Genomic DNA, 20,650 nt, shown 5'->3' with positions numbered 1-20,650 from the left:
ACCTGGGCATGTTCTTAGGCGCCGGACCCGCCGGAATGCGCCTGGACGGTCGGCTCGATACCCTCGGCGCCGACGACTTCGCGCCAGGCGTCGAAGCCGGTCTGGAAAGCAACGATGCCCGCTTCGGGAAGCGAGATCTCGATCGCCTCGAGGATTTCCGTGGGCGTCACGCCGAGGTCGAGCGCCACGCGGATGTGGCTCTGGATGTGGCCCTTGGAGGCGCGCATGACGGTGAGGCTGACGATGAAGATCAGCTCCTTGGTCTTGCGGTCCAGGGTGCGCTGATCGAGGTACGCCGCCGAGACAAGCCCGTTGGCCGCCTGGAGGACGTCGAAGTCGTGCTTGGCCATGATCTTGTGGTAGTCGAGCACGTAGCCACGCTTGGCGACCATCGCATCGACGTACTCCTGGGCGGAAACTGCCATTGGTTCTTTCCTTTTCACTAAAACAGGTGTGATGCGCTGAACGCGACCATGTGATCCACACCATCTATGCAATCGGTTGCCTAACTGTTGCACCCTCGACCGGCTCGCGTCAACGCAGCGGGGCGAAAATCCGGGTAATTTACATAGCCGTTACGTTAAAGGGCGGATCGAAACCCTTACGCAATCGGTTGTTTTGCTCTACTGTGGAAAGCAAGGCGGGAACTCCTCGGGGCCGCCCGCCACGCCAATTCCGGCCTTTCATGAACCAGGAGAAGACATTGACCACTGAGATCCCCGCAGAGCCGAAGAGCATCCTGTTCATCGGCTTGGGCGCCATGGGCGAGCCCATGGCCGCGAACCTCAGCAAGGGCGGCGCCCAGCTGAGCGTCTACGACCTCTCCGAAGACCGGCGCGCGGAGGTTGCCGAGAATCTGGGAGCCGTGGCGGTCCCCGACCCGGTGGTTGCCGCCGCCGAACAGGATGCCGTGGTCCTCATGCTCCCCAGCAGCGCCGTGGTCGAGTCGCTCCTGCTAGAGCAAGGGCTCCTCGAATCCCTCAAGCCGGGCTCGCTCGTCATCGACATGAGCTCCTCCCACCCCGACAGCACCCGCAAACTGGCCGAAATTGCCGCGGCCCAAGGGATCCGGTTCATCGACGCCCCCGTTTCGGGAGGCCGCGCCAAGGCAATCACGGGGGAACTGGCCATCATGGCCGGCGGGCAGGACAACGACTTCGCGGCGGCCCTGCCGGTCCTCAAGCTGCTCGGATCGAAGATCTTCCACGCCGGCGGCCACGGCGCCGGCCACGCCATGAAGGCGCTGAACAACCTGCTTTCGGCCACGGGGCTCGCCGCTGCCGCGGAAGTAATGGCAGCGGGCGCCAAGTACGGACTGAGGCCGGAGACCATGCTCGACATCCTCAACAACTCCACTGGCTCGAACCAAGCCACCCAGGTGAAGTTCGCGAAGTTCATCCTGTCCCGGGCCTTCAACTCCGGCTTCGCCATGGACCTCATGGTCAAGGACCTGGGCATCGCCGCCGAGATCCTTCCCGAGAACCACGGGGAACCCTCCATCGTCCGCAGCACGGTCCAGCTGTGGCAGGAAGCCCGCCGCGAACTCGACGACCGGATGCTCGACCACACCGCCGTGACGAAATGGATCGAGCACAATGCAGGCGTCGTCCTGTCCGACGAGTCAACGACGGAGCCGTAGCCGTGTGCGGAGCCTGCGGGTCCGGAGTTCCGCTGGGCGAGGCTGACTGGGAACGGCACTTCCTCGGGACGCGCCAGGCGCGCGTCTCGTGCGCCCATTTTCTCACCGGCTGGCTGCTGCCCTTAAGCGCCAGAGTGCACGCTGCCCTGAACGGCCGCGGTTACACCGTCCGCAAGCCCACGGGCGCCATGCAATCCGCGCCCCATCTGCTCTCCACTCTGGACTACATCGACAAGGGCAGCTTCCCGCTGGCCGTCCTCGCGGAATCCCGCGGCCTCCCCTCACTCACCCACTCGCGTGCCGAGGCGGCCGCCGGGCTCGCCATCCGCGCATTTCTCACCACGGACCCTAGACCGGTGCGGGTGGAATGCCAGGACGAAAAGGATGAATTCCTATGCGGAGCGGGGAAGATCCGGCTGATCTCTCCATCCGCCCTTGCGGATACTCCCTCATTCCCCGCCGGGCTTCCAGCCGTGGCGCAATCCTCACGACCAGGACAACCATGAACCCAAGTTTCAACGTCATCGCCCGTTACCGCACGCAGGATGGCCGGACCGGCGAAGTCCTCGAGAAGCTGTTCGCCTTGGCCGCCGCCACAAGGACGGAGGAAGGCAACCTCTCCTACGAATTCTTCCGCGGCGTCGCCGACGATCGGCAGATCGTCATCCTCGAGAGATACCGCCGCGAAGAGGATTTCCAGGCCCACCGGGACAGCGAGCACTTCCGCGAGATAGGCGCCGGGGGCATCATCCCCCTGCTCGAATCCCGCACTATCTCCACGTTCACGCTGGCGGACTGAAACGCCAATCCCCTGCTTCCCACCGCACGACGGCGGGAGGGCACCCGGGTGCCCTCCCGCCGTCGTCGTTCCGCTGGGGCGCCAGAAACCCCTGCGTCAACTTTGATTGACAAGGCGACTATCGTCAACCAAGATTGACGGCATGAGCGAGGCAACGAAACTAGCCGACGAGGCGGGAAACCCCGACCCACGGGTCGGTTTGCGTGCGGTTTTGGCGCTCCGGCGACTCCTGGAGCGCCTGGAAGCGATCCAAGTGGCCAACGCCCGCGAACAGGGCTGGTCCTGGCAGGCGATCGCCGAGGCCCTGGAAGTCAGCAAGCAGGCAGTCCACCAGAAGTACAACAAGAGAGGCTGGGTCCGCTGATGTTCGAGAGGTTCAGCAAAGGTACGCGCTCCGCAGTGGTCACGGCCGTCGAGGAAGCCCAGACGCTCCAGTCGGAGCGCGTGGTCGCCGAGCACCTGCTCCTGGGCCTGCTGCGGCAGGCCGGCCCGGACCTTACCGGCGTGCTGTCCCAGGCGGGCATCACCCGGGAACTCCTGGTGGAGAGGCTTACGGCCACAGCCAAGGACCGTCCGCTGGGAACGGACGACGCCGAAGCCCTCCGCTCCATCGGGATCGACCTCGACGCCGTAAACCGAAGTCTGGAAACCAACTTCGGGCCGAAGGCACTGGAACGTGCCGCCGAACCGAAGCGCAGGGGTTGGGGCGGCCTGGTTTCCGGCGCCGGGCACATCCCCTTCAGCCCGGAGGCCAAGAAGTCACTCGAACTGTCCCTGCGCGAGGCGATCGCCCACCAGGACAAGACCATCCAAGAGACGCACCTGGCGCTCGGCATCCTGCATGCTTCGGGCTCGGCCATGGACATCGTCGGGGGCCGGGCGCCGCTGGACCAGCTCCGGATTCGGATCAAGGCCCTCCAGCAACGCGCTTCCTAGGACCCCCTCCCGTGGATCCTTGACGTGGGGGGCACGCTTTACTTGGAAAAAGGGTCTTGTTTCGGACGCCCCTAGCCTTATTCACATTCCCACAATGCAAGCCGGTGCCCATATAATGGGTCTAGGTGGTCCAAGGGGAACCCGTAGCGTTGTTCTGGCAGGCCTCGGCACGGGGGCCGCCTTCTGCAAGTGCGGCGAAGACTCCCCGCCGAGCATCCCTCGGAGTCTCCGCCCTTGAACCGCTTCAACTTCTCGTCGTTTTCGGAGGAATCTTCATGTGCATGGCCTTCCCGTGGAACACTCGCGTTCAACTGCGTTTCGACGATGTCAACGCAGCCGGGCATGTGGGCAATGTGGCCATCACGCGCATCGTGGATGAGGCGCGCACCGCGTTTCTCGGCCATTCCCTCCACGACGGTTCCGGATACCAGGAGGGGATCCTGGAAGGCCTCGGAGGCGTGGGGCGGCTGGTGGCCCAGCAAACCGTCGAATTCCAGCGCGAGCTTTGGTATTCCCCGGCCCCGGTAACGGCAAGCGTTTGGGTGTCCCACATCGGCCGGACGAGCTTCTCGCTCGCCTGCACGATCAGCGCGCCGTCGGAGGAGGCCCCGGCCGTGCTCGCGGAATCCACCATTGTCTTGGTGGACCGGGCCACGGAACGGAGTTGGCGGATCAGCGAGGACCTGCGCGAGGTCCTGCGCAGCCATCAGGGCGCGCCGTTGCCCCTGCGGCCCCGGGCGGCGGCGTCGGCCCCCGTCCCCCAGTCCCGGTAGTCCGCGCACGGCGGATCGCTGGCGCCCGCCCAAAGCCGGAACGGGCCCACCCCCAGGGTGGTCCCGCTCCGGCTTTCTGCGGTACGGCGGCCTAGGCTGACGGCTCGGTGTTGGCCCGGCGGGCGAACCCCAGGGCACATGCCGCCGCAAGGACGGACAGGCCGATGACGTAGTAGATGATGAGGCTGGCGTCGCCGGTGAGGCTGACGAACCAGGTCGCGACCAGCGCCACGGTGCCGCCGACGACGGTGGTGGGCAGCGCCTGGCTCATCGCGATTCCGGTGTACCGGACGGGGACGGGGAACCGGGAGGAGAACAGGGCCGCCTGCGGAGCCTGCAGCAGGGCGTGCACGCCGGCCATACCCAGCGTCATGGCCACCAGCATCAACCCCAGGCTCTTGGTGTTGATCATGAGGAAGTACAGCGGGATGAAGACGCCGGCGCAGATCGCTCCGATCAGCTCGGTCTGCCACAGGCCGATCCTGTCCGCGAGCAATCCCACCAGGGGGATGGTTCCGCAGTAGATCAGCCCCGCGATGCCCTGGACGATCAGGACCGCGCCCTTGTCCAGCCCCAGCCCGGCGGTCGCGTAGTTGACGGTGAAGGTCGCGATGATGAAGAAGATCGCGTTGCCCGGGGCCGCGACGCCGAAGGCCAGGAACAGGTCCTTCCAGTGGTGGCGGACCACCAGGCCCACCGGCGCCTTGGGGGCGGCGTCCTGCTTGGCCTTGGCCTCCAGGAACTCCGGGGTTTCGGAGACCGAGAGGCGGATGAAGAGGGCGACGGCGAGCAGCAGGGCGCTGACCAGGAACGGCAGGCGCCATCCCCACACCGCGAACTGGTCCCCCGAGACCCAGATGGCCAGGCTCGTGACCAGGGACGCCAGGACCAGTCCGCCCGGAACGCCGATCATAACGATGCTGCCCATCAGCCCCCGCTTGCCGGGCTTGGCGTTCTCGACCAGCATCAGGGCGGCCCCGCCCCATTCCCCACCCAGGGCCAGGCCCTGGATCAGGCGCATGGTGACCAGGAGGATGGGGGCGGCGACGCCGATCGCCTCGTAGGTGGGCAACAGGCCGATGGCCACGGTGGAGCCACCCATCAGCAGCAGCGAGGTGACGAGGGTGGCCTTGCGTCCCAGCTTGTCGCCGAAGTGGCCGAACAGGACGCTTCCGAAGGGCCGGGCAACGAAGCCGACGGCGAAGGTCGCGAACGCGGCGAGCGTTCCGACCAGCGGGTCTTCCCCGGGGAAGAACAGTCCGCCAAGAACGAGCGCGGCGACGGTGCCGTAGACGAAGAACTCGTAGTACTCCAGCACCGTGCCCACGAGGCTGGAGGCAATGATCTTACGGATCTGCGATTTGTCGGCCGCTGTCCGCTGCACCGGGATGTTGGTGGACGTCATTGTCGGTGAACTTTCTGGGAGGGGTTCAGGGGCTTAGGACGCCGTGGCGGGCGCCGGAGCGAGGTCGGCGCCGAGGAAGGTTTCGTCGTCCAGTGCCATGGCCAGGCCCAGGATGGCGGAGGAGTAGCTGTACTGGCGCAGGCCCATGGCCACGCCGGTCACGCTGCCGCGGAACACCGAGTCCCAGGGGCCGATCGGCAGGCCGCGCGGCGCGGTGGGCGGCGCGTCCACGTTCGCGAAGTGGATCTCCATGACCGGCTTGCCGGTCTCCGAGAGCGCGTGCTTGGTGGGGATGCCGATCTCGGTCAGGCCGGCGGGGTTGATGATGAACGCGTCGGCCGTGGCGGCGTTGGCGTGGATGTATTCGAGGATGGCGCCCTCGTAGTTGGACACGAACGTCTCGACCTCGACCCCGATCCGGTCGCCGAAGGACGTGGAGAAGTCCTGGAGGTCCTCGATCGAGTTGATGGCGCCGTAGACCTTCTTGTTACGGGCGCCGAGGTTGGTCATGTTGGGCCCGTCGATGATGACGATGCGGTGGCGGCGGGTTCCTTGGCGGAGGGATTCGGTCATCGGATTGCCTCGCTTGTTTCTGTGGGTTGGGCGGTGGTGCGGTTCTGGATGTGGGCCAGGGCCCACAGGAGGTGGGCGGCGAACGCGGAGGGGTTTTCGGCGTGGGGGAAGTGCCCGAGCTCGGGCATCTCCCGCACCACGGACCCGGGGATGTGTCCGGCGAGTTCGCGGGTGGCCTCGGGGGGAACGGAATAGTCGTAGACCCCGTTCATGAGCACCACCGGCGGGGTGTGGGAGCCCAACAGGTGGGCGATGTTGTCGATGTCCCAGCACGTCGAGTAGTAGGAGATGTCGCGTTCGTAGACGGAGAATCCGCCTTGGGAGTAGCCCCACCAGACCCGGTCGCGGTCCTCCTTCGGGGAGGCCGGGGACATGAGTCCGTAGGTCCATTCGGGCACGTGCAGCGCCTGGTTCACCTGGGGGTTCCGCAGCCAGGGGGTGTGGCGGTTGGCCACGCGCGGGCCCGCCTGGGAGCTGACGGCTCCGCGAACCAGGTCCGGATGGCGGGCCACCATTTCGACGACGACCGCCCCGGCCATGGACGCCCCAACGATGACCGGCGCCTGGGGCAGGTCCAGGGCACGGATGACACCGGCGATGCAGTCCGTGTACGTCTGGGAGTCCAGGACGTAGTCGGTGTTGCGCTTGCCGGCCGGAGGATTCGACTTGCCGTGCCACGGCAGGTCGAAGGCGATGAGCCGGTACCGGGACGTCACGTCCGGGTCGGACATCAGGCCGTGGTACTGGCGGGTGTCGGATCCGGCCGTGGCGAGCAGCAGCACGGGAATCCCCTGCCCTGCCGTTTCCGCGTAGATGTCGCATGGCCCCCACCCCGGCACGTCCACGTGGACGTACCGCCCCGTGATGTCCTCCAGCGGCACCCGGCGGGGCGATTCCTGTTCGGCAATTCCCCGGGCCAGCTCGACGGCTCGCCGGACAAGGTGCAGATGCTGGGCGAAGGACGCCAGGTCCCCTTCCACGGCTCCCGTTCCGCGCGGCGCCAGGAACGCCAGGACGTGCTGGGTGCGCGGCGCCGGCGACGGGGCGAGCAGCCGGGTCCAGTCGCCCTGGTCCAGGACGACGGCGAACGCCGCGTCCCCGGGGCCCGCCTGGTCCAGCGCCACCGTGCCGTTGCGGACCGACACGGTGTGCGATTCGCCTTCCCGGACAGCCAGGGCGAAGGCCACGTCGGTGTTCAGCCCGAGCTCGCGCAATTCATCGTCGGCGGCGAGGCGGGTGGAGAAGTCGTGAGGGAACATCGGTCAGCTGATGACGCCGGCGTCGTGGACCTGGACCGATGGCTCGATGCCGGTGGCGCCCACAACCGACTTCCAGGCGTCGAAGCCGATCTGGAAGGCGACGACGCCGGCTTCGGGCAGCGCGATCTCGATGGCCTCGAGGATCTCCTGGGGGCTGAGGCCGAGGTCGAGCGCGACGCGGATATGGCTTTCGATTTGCCCCTTGGGCGCCTTGAGCACCGTCAGGCTGCAGATGAAGATCAGTTCCTTGACCGTGCGGTCGAGGCTGCGCGGCGCCAGGTAGGCGGCGTTGACCAGGCCGTTGGCAGCCTGCAGGACCTGGAAGTCATGCTTGGCCATCACCTTGTGGTAGTCGAGCACGTAGCCGCGCTGTTCGGCCATCTGGTCGATGTAGGCCTGGGCCTGGTGGTTCTCGCTCATGTCTTGTCCTTTTGTTTTTCGGCAAAATCCGCCCACTGGAAGCGGCTCTTTGCTGTGGTCAGGACCCGAGGCGGGAAGGTGCCCCGGGGGTGGTCCGAGCCGGAAGAACCCGGTCGGTGATTTACATTATGGGATAAAACCCATAATCTGAGATAACCAATGTGGCACACGTCACCCAGACTTGGGAAATCCCCCTCCCCGACGATCGGAACAACTCATGTCAGATGCGGCGATCCTCATCAACACCGCCGTGGCCGTCCTGGCCACCGTGCTGTTGATCGTGCGCTTCAAGGTCAACCCCGTGATCTCCCTGGTCCTGGGGTCGGTCTACCTCGGCCTGTCCACGGGCCTTGGCGTCGCCAAAACGGTGGAAACCATCACCGGGGGCTTCGGAGAGATCATGGTCGAGGTCGGCCTGCTGATCGCCTTCGGCGTCCTGATGGGCTCCATCCTCAACGAGACCGGCGCCATCCGCCGGCTCGTCGAGCAGCTCCTGCGGGCCTTCGGGCCCAAGCGCCTGCCCTATACGATGGCCCTGGCCATCGGCACCGCCCTGCAGTCGATCTTCCTCGACGTGCTCCTGGTCATCTCCGCCCCGCTCGCCCGGCGCCTGGCCCCGCAGATCGGCAAGCTCGGCACCGCCCGCATGGCCACCGCGATGGCCATCGGCCTCGAATGCGGCATCGTCTTCACCGTCCCCGGCGTCGCGTCCCTGGCGCTGGCCGGCCTGCTCGGCGTCCCGCTGGGCAAGATGCTCGTGTTCGGCCTGATCGTCGTCGTGCCGACCATCATCATCTCGATCGCGATCATGAGCTTCCTCTTCCGCCGCGGCCTCTGGAAGGAAGAGCGGGACGAAGAGCACCTCCTCGAGGAGAAGGACCTGCCGCAGAGCCAGCCCGCCGACGAGTTCGGCCCCGGCGCCTACGGCATCCCCACCACTGACGCCCCCAGCCCCCGGGGCGCGGCGACGGCCCCCGGCACCGCCATCTCGGGCACCTCCACGGAAACCGCTCCCTCGACCAGCGGCGTCACCGTCACCGACACCCCGCGCAAGGAAGCCCCGCTGCTGCTGCTCTTCACGCCGCTGATCACCTCCCTGCTGCTCGTGGGCGCAGGCTCGATCGTCGAGATCATGGAACTCGACATCCCGTGGCTGCAGCTGATCGGCGACCCCGTGATCGCCCTGCTGATCGGCCTCATCGGCACCACCGTCGTTGGGCGCTACGCCATCGGACAGAAGTCGGTCGAGGCCGCCATCTCCTCCGGTTTCAAGGAAAGCGGCCAGATCCTCCTGCTCACCGGCGTCGGCGGCTCCCTCGCCGCCACCGTTGCCGCGGCCGGCCTCGGCGACATCCTCGGCGGCTTCTTCAGCGCCAGCCACGTCGCACCGCTGCTCGTCGTGTGGGGCATCGCCGCCGTCCTCCACATCGCCGTCGGTTCCGTGACCCTTTCGGCGATCACCGCCGCCGGCCTGCTGGCCCCCATCGCCCCGGCACTGGGCCTGGACCCGGTGCTCATTGCCCTGGCGGCCGGTGCCGGATCCCTCTTCATGGTCCACGTCACCTCCAACACCTTCTGGCTCCTGCAGTCCCTGCTCGGCCAGACCGTCCGCGGAGCCCTGAAGAGCGTCTCGCTCGGAGTCTCCGTGGCCTCCGTGGTCGCGATGCTGGTGATCCTCCCGCTGAGCCTCTTCATCTGATCGCCCGCCCCCAGCATTCCGCGGCCACCCCATGGCCGCACCATCACAGAAGGACACCCAAGAACATGTCTGAGCACACGATCGCCCCCTTGGCCGGCGTCAGGGTCCTGGAACTCGGCAACTACATCGCCGCCCCCACCGCCGGGCGCCTGCTCGCGGACTTCGGGGCGGAGGTCATCAAGGTCGAACGCCCCGGCACCGGCGACGAACTGCGCAACTGGCGCCTGAAGAAGGGCAGCGTCTCGATGCTCTACCGGACGATCAACCGGAACAAGAAGTCGGTGGTGCTGGACCTGCGCAGCGAGGCCGGCCGCGAGGCGGTGCTCGAACTCGTCAAGCAGTGCGACATCCTGCTGGAGAACTTCCGCCCCGGGACGCTGGAGAAGTGGGGCCTGGGCCCGGAGGTGCTCAATGAGGCGAACCCGGACCTGGTGATCACCCGCATCTCCGCCTTCGGACAAACCGGTCCCCTGGCCGAGCGGCCCGGCTTCGCCGCCGTCGCCGAGGCCTTCAGCGGCTTCCGCAACCTCGTCGGCGACCCGGACCGCGCCCCGGTGCGGGTGGGCGTGTCCATCGGAGACTCCATCGCCGGGCTCTACGCGGCCTTCGGAGCGGTCATGGCCCTCTTCCAGCGCGAAACCCGGCGCGGGTCCGCCTCCCCCGTGCCGCTGACCGAACGCATCATCGACGTCGCCCTGCATGAGGCGATGTTCTCGATGATGGAATCCCTGGTCCCGGACCTGGGCGCCTACGGCGACCGCAGGGAACGCGTCGGCGGACGGATGGAGGGCATCGCGCCGTCGAACGCCTACGTCTGCGCCGATGGTGCGAGCATCGTCGTCGCCGGCAACGGGGACGGGATCTTCCGCCGCTACATGGAAGCCATCGGCCGCCCCGACCTGGGAGCCGACACCGGATTGCAGTCCAACACGCAGCGCTGGGAGCGCCGCGAGGAACTCGACGCGGCCATCGGCGCCTGGTCGGCGACGCTGCCCGCGGCCGAGGCGTTGGACCTCCTCGATGCCGCCGGCGTGCCGGCGGGACCGATCTACACCGCGGAGGACATCGTCAAGGAGCCCCAGTACACCGCCCGCGACATGGTCCAGTCCTTCGATGTGTCCACCGGGGAGGAGATCATCAAGGGGGTCCAGTTCCCCGGCGTCGTACCGGTCATCGGCGGCACCTCCCTCCCCATCCGCAGCCTCGGCCCCGACCTCGGCGAGCACACCGCCGAGGTCCTCGGCGGGCTGCTGGGGATGGACGCCGAACGCATCGCGGCAGCCTCCAACCCCGAAGGAGCCCTGGCATGAGCTTCACCTACGCACCGCACGCCGAACTGCGCGACGTCACCCTGCGTGACGGCCTCCAGCTCACCGGCAAGCTGCTCTCCACCGAGCGGAAGGTCCAGACCGTCCGGGAACTGATCCGTTTGGGAGTGCCGGAAATCGAACTCGGCTCGATGGCGCGGGCGGACCTGGTTCCGCCGATGGCCAACACCCTCGAGGTCGTGGCGGCGCTGACGCCCGAGGAGCTGGAGAAGTGCTGGATCTGGGTCGCCACCCCGGGCCACGTCGCAAAGGCCGTCAAGGCGGGCATCCGCAACGTCCAGTACTGCCTCTCCGCCTCCGACGCCCACAACCAAGCCAACATCGGGCGCACCACCGACGCCAGCCTCGCCGCCCTGCCCCAGGCCGTCGAGTACGCGCTGGAGGCCGGCGGCAGGATCCAACTGTGCCTCGCGACCTCCTTCACCTGCCCGTTCGAGGGCCTGGTTCCGGAACAGCGCGTGATCGACATCGCCAACGACCCCCGCGCCGCGGGCACCTCCGACATCGTCATCTGCGACACCCTCGGCCAGGCGGTCCCGGCCCAGGTGTCCAGCCTGGTCGCACGGGTGCGCGACGAGACCCCGGACCGGCGGATCGTGTACCACGGCCACGACACGTGGGGCCTCGGCGTGGCCAACACGCTGGCCGCCATCCAGGCCGGGGCGACCCTGGTCGACGGCGCGCTCGGCGGGCTGGGCGGCTGCCCGTTCGCCCCCGGGGCCAGCGGCAACACCTCCAGCGAGGACATCCTGTTCGCCACCCGTCCGGGCTGGCTGGACCCTGCCGCGTTCGCCGGGCTCGTGGACCTGTCCGAATCCCTCCTGTCCGACCTCGGCGAACCGAACCGGTCCAAGGCCGCCCAAGGCGCCCGCTCCAAGGCGGACGCCTTCGAGTGGGTCATCGCCTCCGACCGGGTTCCGTCCTGCGAAGGAGCGCTGTGATGGCCGCCCGGATCCTGGTCACGACGCCGATCCCCGAGCCGGCGCCCGCGCTGCTGGAGGCCGCCGGCGATGTGCACGTCCTTCCCGATCCGCCGGGCTACGACGAGCTGGCGCTGCTGTGCGCGAGCGGGGACTACGACGTCGTGCTCACCCAACTGCGCGACCGCATCGACGCGCCGCTGCTGGCCGCCGCCAAGGTGCGGGGCATCTCCAACTACGCCGTCGGCTACAACAACATCGACATCGTCGCCGCCACGCAGCACGGCATCGTCGTGGGCAACACCCCCGGGGTGCTCACCGACGCGACGGCGGACATCGCGATGCTGCTGGTCCTGGGCACCGCCCGCCGGGTCGTGGAGGCGGACCGGATGGTCCGCGAGGGACGCTTCCACGGGTGGGAGCCGGAACTGATGCTCGGCTCCGACGTCTCCGGCCAGGTCCTGGGCCTGGCCGGCTTCGGCCGGATCGCGCGGGCCACCGCCCGCCGCGCGCTCGGCTTCGGGATGGAAGTGATCTTCTCTCCGCGGCCTCCCGGGGACCGGCCCGTGGGGGCCGAGGAGCTGGGCGAATTCGCGGGCAAGGTCCGCCAGGTGCCGTGGGACGAACTGGTCTCCGCCTCCGACTTCCTCTCCCTGCACGTGCCCCTGACCGCCGACACCCGCCATCTCGTCGGTGCGGACGTACTGCGCCGGATGAAGCCCTCGGCGATCCTGGTCAACACCGCCCGCGGTCCGGTGGTCGACGAGGCGGCACTGGTCGAGGCACTCGCCTCCGGAACCATCGCCGGCGCCGGGCTCGACGTCTTCGAGGATGAGCCCCGGCTCGCCGCCGGCCTTGCGGAGCTGCCCAACACCGTCCTGCTCCCCCACGTCGGCAGCGCCACGGTCTCGGTCCGCACCGAGATGGCCCGGCTCAGCGCGCTGAACGCCGCCGACATGGCGGCCGGCCGCCTCCCGCAGCACGCGGTCAACCCGGAGGCGTGGTCGTGACCGTCCTGGTGGCGCCGGACAGCTTCAAGGGCACGTACACCGCCGCGGAGGTCGCCTCCCACATCGGGACCGGAGTCCGGCGGGCCGGCGGGACCGCCGTGGAGGTCCCCGTGGCCGACGGCGGGGAGGGAACCTTCGAGGCCCTCTGCGCCGGCCTCGGGGCCCAGACCGTGCGGGTCCCCGCGCGCAATCCCTGGGGCGCACCGACGGAGGCACTGCTGGGACTGGCCGGGGACACCGCCGTCGTCGAACTCTCCCAGGCCAGCGGCCTGCACACGCCGCACGACGGTTATCGCGACCCCGTCGCCGCGGATACCTACGGCACCGGCATGGTGATCGCCGAGGCCGCACGACGCGGCGCCCGGCACATCCTGGTCGCCGCCGGCGGCTCGGCCACGACCGACGGCGGCGCCGGGGCGGTGCGGGCCATCCAGGACTCCGGCGGCCTGGACGGAGCCCGCATCACCGTCCTCTCCGACGTCGCCACCACCTTCATCGAGGCGGCCCGGGTCTACGGTCCGCAGAAGGGGGCGGGCCCCGACACCGTCGAACTGCTCACCGAGCGTCTCCGGGCCCTGGCGACAGAGATGCCGCGCAACCCGTCCGGCGTCCCGCGCACCGGTGCAGCGGGCGGGTTCTCCGGCGGCCTGTGGGCCCACTTTGGCGCGGAGCTGGTCTCCGGCGCCGACGCGGTGCTCGATGCCGTCGGGTTCGACCGGCACCTGGCCCGCGCCTCGGCCGTCGTGGTCGGCGAAGGACGGCTGGACTCGCAAACCGGCCAGGGCAAGATCATCCACGCCATCCTGCGCCGCGTTGCGGACCAGGCGCCCGCCGTTCCGGTGTTCGCCGTTGTCGGATCCGTCGCAGCGGATCTGGGGGACTACCGCAGGCATTTTGCCGACGTCATGGTGGCCGGAGAACCCGCCGCCATGCTTCGCGCCGGCCAGGAAATCGCGGCCACCTTGCGTCCCCTGGCGTCCGCCACCTGCTGAGTCCGGCTCCCGACGGGCTAGGCGGAGCGCGCTTCGCCCGGGAACCGCCCGCCGATCAGCCGCGTCATCCGCTCGGCGGTCTCCAGCAGGGGTTCCACCCATCCCTCGCAGACCTCGCGCGGCATGCGCAGGGCCGGCCCGCTGATGGAGACCGCGGCGACCAGGCCGGCGGCGGCGTCGAAGATGGGCGCGGAGAGCCCCGAGGAGCCGCTTTCGCGTTCGTCGGTGGTGATGGCGAAGCCCTCGGCCCGGGTCCGCGCCACCACCTCTTCCAGGTCCTCGGTACGGGTGATGGTCATGTCGGTGATCGGCTCCAGCGGGTTCTCCAGCACCTCGCGGAGCAGCGCCGGGTCCCAGGCGAGCAGGACGCGCCCGGCCGAGCCGGCGTGCAGGGGAAGGATCTTGCCCAGGTGCATCTCCCGGCGCAGCGCGTGGCGCGTCTCGGCCAGGCCGACGCATACCCGGTAGTGCTGCTCGGTCCGGAACAGGCAGGCAGTTTCGCCGGTCGCGTCCCGGAGGTCGGCGAGCAGGGGGGTGATGACGTCGAGGATCTCCTTGCCGCGCGTCGCCGGCGCCGCCCAGTAGGCCATTTTCAGGCCGATGCGGTACGCGTCGCCCTCACGGTCAAGGAACCCTTGGCCCACCAGGTTGGCCACGAGCCGTTGCACGGTGGAGGTGGGCATGCCGGTCGCCTGGCGAAGGTCCGCGAGGGTCAGGACGGGCTGCCTCAGCGAGAAGGCATCAAGGATTGCGCTGATCTTGCCCAACACCAGCAGGGCGTTCTGCGGCTTGGACGGGGACTCGGACCTGGGCATGTCCAAGACGCTATCCGTTGGCACCTGCGCCGTCCAACCAGGGGCCCGCACCGGCCCCCGGGTCCAGGAAAACGAGCCGGCGACGGAGGCCCCAGCCGCGGCGAAGGGACAGCCCGCCGGATCCTTTCGGGTGTCTGTAGGCTGGGCGACGTGGGATATACGCGCGCCGAACTGGAGTCCTTTCGCGACGCGACCGTGCCCGACCTGCTGCCCGATCCGCTGCGCCTGCTGTTCGTGGGCATCAACCCCGGGCTGTGGACGGCGGCGACCGGCGCGCACTTCGCCCGTCCGGGAAACCGCTTCTATCCGGCCCTGTTCCGGGCAGGGATCACCGACCGCCTCATCGACGCGTCCGCGGGCTACCGGGATGAGGACCTCGCGCATCTGGCGACCCGGGGCATCGGCATCAGCAACATCTGCCACCGGGCCACCGCCCGCGCCGACGAGCTCGGCCGCGAGGAACTGCTCGCGGGGGCGGAGCGGCTGGACGCACTGGTCGGCGAACGCCGTCCACGCGTCGTCGCGGTCCTGGGCATCACCGCCTACCGGGTGGCCTTCGGGCAGCCCCGGGCGCGGTCCGGCCCGCAACCCTCGCCGTGGCCGGGCACCGAACTCCACGTCGCGCCGAACCCCAGCGGGCTGAACGCGCATTCCAGCCTCGACGACTTGGCCGATGCCTACCGGGCCGTCGCCGAGGCCGCCGGGGTCCCGGGCCTGCCGAAGCGGTGAGCGGGAGCACCTACCCAAGGCCGTGAGCCGGCACGCTGGTCCCCGCGGGGACCGGGATCCACCCGGGCCTGCCGGAAATATCCCACCCGTCCACCCACGGGTGTTTTCCGGATGCCCGGGTCCAGCTTCCGGATGCTCCGGTCCGGCTCGGACTTGTCCCCTAAACGACGCCGGGGCGGCCCTGTCCGGCGGCGACGGATGCGGACACGGAGGCCGCCACCGCGTCGATGAAGTCCTCGGTGCTCACGCCACGGGCTCCCGGGGCGGACAGGCCCGCCAGATCGTCGGTCATGGTTCCCCGCTCCACCGTGTCCGTGGTGGCCCGCTCCAGTTCGGCGGCGAACCGGGCCAGGGCGTCGTTGCCGTCCAGTCCCGCCCGGTGGGCCAGGGCCCGGGTCCAGGCGTAGATGGTGGCGATGGGGTTGGTGGAGGTCGTCTCCCCCGCCTGCCGGCGTCGGTGGTGGCGGGCGATCGTGCCGTGCGCCGCCTCGGTGAGCTGCGTGCCGCCGTCGGGCGTGGTGAGCACGGAGGTCATCAGCCCCGGGGACCCGAAGCCCTGCGCGACGATGTCCGACTGCACGTCGCCGTCGTAGTTCTTGCAGGCCCACACGTAGCCGCCCTCCCACTTGAGCGCGGAGGCGACCATGTCATCGATCAGCCGGTGCTCGTAGCCGATCCCGGCCGCCTCGAACCCGGCCCGGAACTCGTCGGCGTACACGGCGTCGAAGACGTCCTTGAACTGCCCGTCGTAGGCCTTGAGCACGGTGTTCTTCGTGGACAGGTACACCGGGAAGCGGCGCCGCAGTCCGTAGGAGAAGCAGGCGCGGGCGAAGTCCCGGATGGAGTCGGTGTAGTTGTACATCCCCATCGCCACCCCTCCCCCGGCCGGGAAGGAGGTGACCTCGTGGCTGGTCGCCGGCGAGCCGTCGTCGGGCGTGTACGTCAGGGTGAGCCGGCCGGCGCCGGGGACCGCGAAGTTCACGGACTTGTACTGGTCCGCGTGGGCGTGGCGGCCGATCACGATGGGCCGGGTCCAGCCGGGCACCAGCCGGGGCACGGAGTCGATGATGATCGGCTCGCGGAAGATCACCCCGTTGAGCACCCCGCGCACCGTCCCGTTCGGGGAGGGCCAGAGCCGGCTGAGCCCGTACTCGGCCGCCCGGGCGGCGTCGGGAGTGATCGTGGAGCACTTCACGCCCACCCGGTGCTCGGCGACGGCCTCGGCCGCCTCGAAGGTGACCCGGTCCCCCGTCCGCTCCCGGTTGGGCAGGGAGAGGTCGAACCGCAGGATGGGTGCGTCCACGTGCGGCAGGACGAGCCGGTCCCGGACCAGGGTCCACATGGTGTGGGCCATCTCGTCGCCGTCAAGTTCAACGATCGGCCCGTTCACGGCGATCTTGTCCATAATGTCTTCTCCGTTCAGCGCTGGCGCGCGGCTTCAAGGGTGCTGCGCAGCAGGGAGGGGATGACGCCCCCGGCGCGCAGCAGTTCGACGTCGAGTTCGGTTTCGACCGCGGCGCGGGCGGTGAACTCCCCGGTCCCGCCGTCGGCGGTGCGCAGCACGACGGCGACGCCGGCGCGCGGGGCCAGGGTGTCCGCGGCAGCGTCGATCTCGATCGTGTCCCCGGGGCGCAGGTCCTGGAGCCGGGCGCGGACCTCGGCGGGAGCGATCAGCGGCAGGACGCCCATGCCGATGAGGTTGGAGCGGTGGATCCGCTCGAAGCTGCCGGCGATCACGGCGCGCACGCCCAGCAGGCGCTGGACCTTCGCGGCCCAGTCGCGCGAGGATCCGGTGCCGAAACGCTCGCCGGCGACGATGACCACCGAGTCCCCGTCCGCGCGGTAGCGCTCGGCGGCCTCCCACAGCGGCAGGACCTCGCCGCTGGGCGCGTGGACGGTGTGCGCCACCGGCAGCCCTCCGGGAACCCCGGCGCCGAGGCGGTTGTCGACGGTCTTGTTGTGGAACCCGCCGCGCAGCATGGTCTCCCAGTTCCCGCGGCGGGAGGCGAAGACGTTCAGGTCGTCCCGCTTCTCGCCGCGCTCGACCAGGAAGTCCGCGACCAGGCTGTCCGCCGGGATGGCGCTGGCCGGGGAGATGTGGTCGGTGGTGATGTCGTCGCCGAGCACCAGCAGGGGGTGGGCGGCGTAGCGACCCAGCTGCGTGCCCTCGGACGCGGAGGCGAAGGGCGGGCGGCGCAGCATGGTGGAGGCCGGATCCCAAGGGAACTGCGGCGCGTCGGGGGCCTCGAGCCGGGACCACATCGGGTTGCGCACGGCGACGGAGAAGTCCCGGGCGAAGTCCAGCGGGTCCTGCCCGGACGCCCAGGCCTCGTCGATCTCCGCCTGCGTGGGCAGCAGGTCCTCGAGGGTCACCGGCGCCGCGCCGGCGGGGGCGCCGGTGCGGAAGTCGTGGGTGGCCAGGTCGATGTCCGCGCGCCCGGCCAGGGCGTAGGCGACCACCAGGGGCGGGGACATGATGAAGCCCAGGTCCAGGTCGGGGTGCACGCGGCCGGGGAAGTTGCGGTTGCCGGAGAGGATCGCGACCGGGCGGATGCGGCCGGCGTCGAGGTTCTTCTTGATCGGCGCGGACAACGGACCGGGGTTGCCGATGCAGGTGGTGCAGCCGAAGCCAACGATGTCGAACCCGACCTCGCCGAGGTCCTCCAGCAGCCCGAACCGCTTGAGGTAGCTGGCCGCCGCGGGCGAGCCGGGGGCCAGCGAGGTCTTCACCCAGGCCGGCACGCTCAGGCCCAGGGTGCGCGCCTTGCTGGCGACCAGGCCCGCGGCGATGAGCAGCTTCGGGTCGGTGGTGTTGGTGCAGCTGGTGATGGCGGCCAGGGCCACCGGGAAGACCGGCATGTCCCGCGCGGGTTCCCGGACGGAGGCGTCCTCCCCGGCGAGCGCGGCGGGGATTTCGGCGAGCGCGCGCAGGTCCTGCGGGCGGCGAGGACCGGCGGCCCGCAGCTGGATCGTGGAGAGGTCGATCGCGATGGTGCGGGAGTATTCGGGTGCGGCGTTGGGGTCGAACCAGAAGCCGCAGGTGCGGGCGTAGGCCTCGACGAGCCGGCGCTGGAACGGGTCGCGGCCGGTGTCGCGCAGGTAGTCCAGCACGTGGTGGTCGATGGGGAAGTACCCGGTAGTCGCGCCGTATTCGGGGGCCATGTTGGCCACCACCGCGCGCTGGCCGACGGTGAGGCTGGAGACGCCGGGGCCGTAGAACTCGACGAACTCGCCCGCGACGCCCAGGGCGCGCAGGCGTTGGGTCACGGTCAGGGCCAGGTCGGTTGCGGTCGCGCCGCGGGGCAGGGCTCCGGTGAGCTTGACCCCGACGACGTCGGGGATGCGCAGGGTGGTGGGCATGCCGAACATAACGGTCTGGGCCTCCAGGCCCCCGACGCCCCAGCCCAGCACGCCGACGCCGTTGATCATGGGGGTGTGGCTGTCGGTGCCGATCATCATGTCCGGCACCGCCCACGGCAGGCCGCCGTCGGTCGCCTCGGCGGTGGTGACCACGGTCGCCAGCTGCTCGAGGTTGATGGTGTGCATGATCCCGGTGCCGGGCGGGTTGATGTGCACTGTCTCCATCGTTTGGGACGCCCACTTCAGGAAGCGGTAGCGCTCGCGGTTGCGCCGGTACTCGTGGACCAGGTTGCGCGGGGCGGCGTCGGGGCGGCCGTACTCCTCCACGGCGAGGGAATGGTCGATGGACACGTCCACGCGCAGCATCGGGTTCAGGGCGGAGGGGTCGACGCCGGCCTCGGCCAGGGAGTCGCGCATCCCGGCGATGTCGACCAGGGCCGGGGTGCTGGTGGTGTCGTGCATAAGCACGCGCTGGGGCCAGAACTCCAGCTCCTCCTCGGAGGTCCGGGCCTCGAGCCAGCGGCGCAGGTTCCGCACCGTCCGGGCGCCCTCCTCGGCCGCGGACCGGCGCAGGGTGTTCTCCGCGAGCAGCCGCAGCACCACGGGCAGGCGCCCGAAGTCGCCGCCGAGGGGGGCGCGCACGTCGATCGCCCTGAAGGCGCGGCCTTCGACCTCGATCGTGGCGGTATCGCCCATGGTTCCGGTTCCTGCGGCCATTGGCCCTCCCTCGTGGTGTTACACGTTATAACCTATAACAACATACCCCACCCGCCCCCGGGGGTGCCAGACCCTTCGACTCCCCGAGGGCCCCTCCCCCGGTGGCAAGGGTCGCTGTGGACAGCTATAGATAACAGCCTATAAGCTACATCGAGTGGCGGCCGTCACACGCGTTGACGTTCTGGCCGCCAAAGATCCCTTGGCCAAACATCCCTCGAAAGGAGCGGCAGTGAAGCCGAATCCGGAGCCCACACCCCGTCCGACCCCCGCCCGGCGGGTTGCCCTCGCCGTTTTCGCGGTCCTCGGAACCGCAGCGGTCGCGCTGGCCACGGTCAACGCCTCGGCGAGCGGATCCGGGGACAATGCCCGCAGCCAGATGACGCTCATCGCGCCCGCCGGTGCCGGGGGCGGCTGGGACGGCGCCGCCCGCGAGGCCCAGCAGGCCATGCGCGCGCAGGGCATCGTGAACAACGCCCAGGTGGTCAACATCCCCGGCGCGGGAGGGACCATCGGCCTGACCAAGTTCGCCGGCATGGAGGGCGAACACACCACCCTGATGCTGATGGGCATCACCATGCTGGGGGCCATCAACATCAACGGCTCGGAGACCACGCTCGAGGACGTCACCCCCATCGCGCGCATCACCGAGGACTACGACGTCCTGGTGGTCCCGGCCAACTCGCCCTACAACACGGTCGACGACCTGGTCGCCGTCTGGAAGCGCGATCCCGGCGCCTTCGCCTTCGGCGGCGGCTCGCTCGGCAGCGTGGACCAGATGATCATCACCCAGCTGGCCCAGGCGAGCGGGATCGAACCGACCGAGGTCAACTACATCGCCTACTCCGGCGGCGGCGAGCTGGCCACCTCGCTCATGTCCGGCACCATCAAGGCCTCCGTGAGCGGCTACGTCGACTTCGCCGACCAGATCGAGGCCGGCCGCCTCAAGGCGCTGGCCGTCTCCGCTCCCGAGCCCGTGGCGTCGATCGACCTGCCCACGCTCAAGGAGCTCGGCTACGACATCGAACTGACCAACTGGCGCGGCATCGTCGCTGCCCCCGGGATCACCGCGGAACAGAAGACGGAACTGCAGACCATCGTCACCGAGGTGGTGGGGACCCCCGAGTGGGCCGACGCCATCGAACGCAACCAATGGACGGACAGGTTCCTGACCGGCGAGGACTTCGAACGCTTCATCGCCAAGGAGAGCCAATCCGTGAACGAAATCTGGAACGAACTCGGCTACTGAGGCCCCCACACCCTTTAACACTGGAGACAC

The 20,650-nt window shown here is 69.4% G+C and carries 20 protein-coding genes; 12 read left to right on the top strand and 8 right to left on the bottom strand.

The annotated features are described in order from the left end of the window. Positions 1–14: 14 nt before the first annotated feature. Positions 15–425 (bottom strand): carboxymuconolactone decarboxylase family protein, encoded by a 411-nt coding sequence (locus ABD912_RS18395; RefSeq protein WP_345153122.1) that lies wholly within the window; start codon positions 423–425, stop codon positions 15–17. A gap of 278 nt (positions 426–703) precedes the next feature. Here ABD912_RS18395 and ABD912_RS18390 point away from each other — a divergent pair, with 278 nt between their 5' ends. The 5 genes from ABD912_RS18390 (at position 704) to ABD912_RS18370 (ending at position 4,147) form a co-directional block, all read left to right on the top strand. Continuing rightward, entirely contained in the window at positions 704–1,639 is a 936-nt protein-coding gene (locus ABD912_RS18390) for an NAD(P)-dependent oxidoreductase (RefSeq protein WP_345153120.1), read from the top strand. 502 nt (positions 1,640–2,141) lie between these two features. After that, a complete protein-coding gene (locus ABD912_RS18385; RefSeq protein WP_345153118.1) occupies positions 2,142–2,438 on the top strand; it encodes a putative quinol monooxygenase in 297 nt (98 codons plus the stop codon). A 142-nt stretch (positions 2,439–2,580) separates the two neighbouring features. Then, complete coding sequence (locus ABD912_RS18380) at positions 2,581–2,802, top strand: helix-turn-helix domain-containing protein (protein WP_345153116.1); 222 nt, start codon at positions 2,581–2,583, stop codon at positions 2,800–2,802. A 35-nt stretch (positions 2,803–2,837) separates the two neighbouring features. Further along, on the top strand, positions 2,838–3,374 hold the full coding sequence (locus ABD912_RS18375; protein ID WP_345153114.1) for a Clp protease N-terminal domain-containing protein: 537 nt from the start codon (positions 2,838–2,840) through the stop codon (positions 3,372–3,374). Positions 3,375–3,655: 281 nt separating this feature from the next. Continuing rightward, positions 3,656–4,147 carry an acyl-CoA thioesterase gene (locus tag ABD912_RS18370; RefSeq protein ID WP_345153112.1) on the top strand — a complete coding sequence of 164 codons (492 nt, stop codon included), beginning with the start codon at positions 3,656–3,658 and terminating at the stop codon, positions 4,145–4,147. 91 nt (positions 4,148–4,238) lie between these two features. Here the strand turns inward: ABD912_RS18370 and ABD912_RS18365 are convergent, their stop codons facing one another. Genes ABD912_RS18365 through ABD912_RS18350 form a run of 4 tightly spaced genes read right to left on the bottom strand, consistent with a single transcriptional unit; the run spans position 4,239 to position 7,804 of the window. Further along, positions 4,239–5,552 carry an MFS transporter gene (locus ABD912_RS18365; RefSeq protein ID WP_345153110.1) on the bottom strand — a complete coding sequence of 438 codons (1,314 nt, stop codon included), beginning with the start codon at positions 5,550–5,552 and terminating at the stop codon, positions 4,239–4,241. Between the two features lie 33 nt (positions 5,553–5,585). Then, positions 5,586–6,125, bottom strand: coding sequence for a type II 3-dehydroquinate dehydratase (locus ABD912_RS18360; RefSeq protein ID WP_345153107.1), 540 nt, complete (start codon positions 6,123–6,125; stop codon positions 5,586–5,588). Further along, positions 6,122–7,384, bottom strand: coding sequence for an alpha/beta fold hydrolase (locus ABD912_RS18355; protein WP_345153105.1), 1,263 nt, complete (start codon positions 7,382–7,384; stop codon positions 6,122–6,124). Before ABD912_RS18355 ends, ABD912_RS18360 begins: the two co-directional genes overlap by 4 nt. A 3-nt stretch (positions 7,385–7,387) precedes the next feature. Beyond that, complete coding sequence (locus tag ABD912_RS18350) at positions 7,388–7,804, bottom strand: carboxymuconolactone decarboxylase family protein (protein WP_345153104.1); 417 nt, start codon at positions 7,802–7,804, stop codon at positions 7,388–7,390. Positions 7,805–8,021: 217 nt separating this feature from the next. On the opposite strand from ABD912_RS18350, the gene ABD912_RS18345 reads away from it, so the two are divergent. The 5 genes from ABD912_RS18345 to ABD912_RS18325 all read left to right on the top strand — a co-directional run bounded on the left by ABD912_RS18345 (position 8,022) and on the right by ABD912_RS18325 (position 13,753). Next, the gene (locus ABD912_RS18345) at positions 8,022–9,503 is read left to right on the top strand and encodes a GntP family permease (protein ID WP_345153102.1); all 1,482 of its coding nucleotides are present in this window, start codon (positions 8,022–8,024) and stop codon (positions 9,501–9,503) included. Positions 9,504–9,568: 65 nt separating this feature from the next. Next, positions 9,569–10,813, top strand: a complete 1,245-nt coding sequence (locus ABD912_RS18340; protein WP_345153100.1) for a CaiB/BaiF CoA transferase family protein — start codon at positions 9,569–9,571, stop codon at positions 10,811–10,813. Beyond that, entirely contained in the window at positions 10,810–11,772 is a 963-nt protein-coding gene (locus ABD912_RS18335; RefSeq protein ID WP_345153099.1) for a beta/alpha barrel domain-containing protein, read from the top strand. Before ABD912_RS18340 ends, ABD912_RS18335 begins: the two co-directional genes overlap by 4 nt. After that, positions 11,772–12,761, top strand: coding sequence for a 2-hydroxyacid dehydrogenase (locus ABD912_RS18330; RefSeq protein ID WP_345153098.1), 990 nt, complete (start codon positions 11,772–11,774; stop codon positions 12,759–12,761). Before ABD912_RS18335 ends, ABD912_RS18330 begins: the two co-directional genes overlap by 1 nt. Next, positions 12,758–13,753, top strand: coding sequence for a glycerate kinase (locus ABD912_RS18325; protein WP_345153097.1), 996 nt, complete (start codon positions 12,758–12,760; stop codon positions 13,751–13,753). The genes ABD912_RS18330 and ABD912_RS18325 overlap by 4 nt, the downstream gene beginning before the upstream one ends. Before the next feature lie 17 nt (positions 13,754–13,770). Here ABD912_RS18325 and ABD912_RS18320 read toward each other — a convergent pair whose 3' ends face one another. Then, the gene (locus ABD912_RS18320; protein ID WP_345153096.1) at positions 13,771–14,568 is read right to left on the bottom strand and encodes an IclR family transcriptional regulator; all 798 of its coding nucleotides are present in this window, start codon (positions 14,566–14,568) and stop codon (positions 13,771–13,773) included. Positions 14,569–14,718: 150 nt separating this feature from the next. Between ABD912_RS18320 and ABD912_RS18315 the strand changes: the two genes are divergently transcribed. Then, a complete protein-coding gene (locus tag ABD912_RS18315; RefSeq protein WP_345153095.1) occupies positions 14,719–15,297 on the top strand; it encodes a mismatch-specific DNA-glycosylase in 579 nt (192 codons plus the stop codon). 160 nt (positions 15,298–15,457) lie between these two features. Here the strand turns inward: ABD912_RS18315 and ABD912_RS18310 are convergent, their stop codons facing one another. Together ABD912_RS18310 and acnA are read right to left on the bottom strand one after the other, a co-directional pair. Further along, positions 15,458–16,702 (bottom strand): NADP-dependent isocitrate dehydrogenase, encoded by a 1,245-nt coding sequence (locus tag ABD912_RS18310; protein ID WP_345153093.1) that lies wholly within the window; start codon positions 16,700–16,702, stop codon positions 15,458–15,460. A 14-nt stretch (positions 16,703–16,716) separates the two neighbouring features. Next, the gene (acnA, locus tag ABD912_RS18305; RefSeq protein WP_345153091.1) at positions 16,717–19,374 is read right to left on the bottom strand and encodes an aconitate hydratase AcnA; all 2,658 of its coding nucleotides are present in this window, start codon (positions 19,372–19,374) and stop codon (positions 16,717–16,719) included. Positions 19,375–19,603: 229 nt separating this feature from the next. Here acnA and ABD912_RS18300 point away from each other — a divergent pair, with 229 nt between their 5' ends. Beyond that, on the top strand, positions 19,604–20,620 hold the full coding sequence (locus ABD912_RS18300) for a Bug family tripartite tricarboxylate transporter substrate binding protein (protein ID WP_345153090.1): 1,017 nt from the start codon (positions 19,604–19,606) through the stop codon (positions 20,618–20,620). Positions 20,621–20,650: the final 30 nt, after the last annotated feature.

The sequence above is a fragment of the Arthrobacter ginkgonis genome (genome assembly GCF_039540195.1).
GTDB classification, from domain to species: domain Bacteria; phylum Actinomycetota; class Actinomycetes; order Actinomycetales; family Micrococcaceae; genus Zafaria; species Zafaria ginkgonis.
The sequence above is the reverse complement of the archived record's forward strand: the minus strand, read 5'-3'. Positions and strand labels throughout refer to the sequence as shown.

Excerpts from the sequence above, each read along its gene's own strand:
- ABD912_RS18335 (WP_345153099.1), top strand. The coding sequence starts at position 10,810 with ATGAGCTTCACCTACGCACCGCACGCCGAACTGCGCGACGTCACCCTG.
- ABD912_RS18320 (WP_345153096.1), bottom strand. The coding sequence starts at position 14,568 with ATGCCCAGGTCCGAGTCCCCGTCCAAGCCGCAGAACGCCCTGCTGGTG.
- ABD912_RS18385 (WP_345153118.1), top strand. The coding sequence starts at position 2,142 with ATGAACCCAAGTTTCAACGTCATCGCCCGTTACCGCACGCAGGATGGC.
- ABD912_RS18395 (WP_345153122.1), bottom strand. The coding sequence starts at position 425 with ATGGCAGTTTCCGCCCAGGAGTACGTCGATGCGATGGTCGCCAAGCGT.
- ABD912_RS18330 (WP_345153098.1), top strand. The coding sequence starts at position 11,772 with ATGGCCGCCCGGATCCTGGTCACGACGCCGATCCCCGAGCCGGCGCCC.
- ABD912_RS18380 (WP_345153116.1), top strand. The coding sequence starts at position 2,581 with ATGAGCGAGGCAACGAAACTAGCCGACGAGGCGGGAAACCCCGACCCA.
- ABD912_RS18340 (WP_345153100.1), top strand. The coding sequence starts at position 9,569 with ATGTCTGAGCACACGATCGCCCCCTTGGCCGGCGTCAGGGTCCTGGAA.
- acnA (WP_345153091.1), bottom strand. The coding sequence starts at position 19,374 with ATGGCCGCAGGAACCGGAACCATGGGCGATACCGCCACGATCGAGGTC.
- ABD912_RS18360 (WP_345153107.1), bottom strand. The coding sequence starts at position 6,125 with ATGACCGAATCCCTCCGCCAAGGAACCCGCCGCCACCGCATCGTCATC.
- ABD912_RS18355 (WP_345153105.1), bottom strand. The coding sequence starts at position 7,384 with ATGTTCCCTCACGACTTCTCCACCCGCCTCGCCGCCGACGATGAATTG.
- ABD912_RS18345 (WP_345153102.1), top strand. The coding sequence starts at position 8,022 with ATGTCAGATGCGGCGATCCTCATCAACACCGCCGTGGCCGTCCTGGCC.
- ABD912_RS18310 (WP_345153093.1), bottom strand. The coding sequence starts at position 16,702 with ATGGACAAGATCGCCGTGAACGGGCCGATCGTTGAACTTGACGGCGAC.
- ABD912_RS18370 (WP_345153112.1), top strand. The coding sequence starts at position 3,656 with ATGGCCTTCCCGTGGAACACTCGCGTTCAACTGCGTTTCGACGATGTC.
- ABD912_RS18350 (WP_345153104.1), bottom strand. The coding sequence starts at position 7,804 with ATGAGCGAGAACCACCAGGCCCAGGCCTACATCGACCAGATGGCCGAA.
- ABD912_RS18365 (WP_345153110.1), bottom strand. The coding sequence starts at position 5,552 with ATGACGTCCACCAACATCCCGGTGCAGCGGACAGCGGCCGACAAATCG.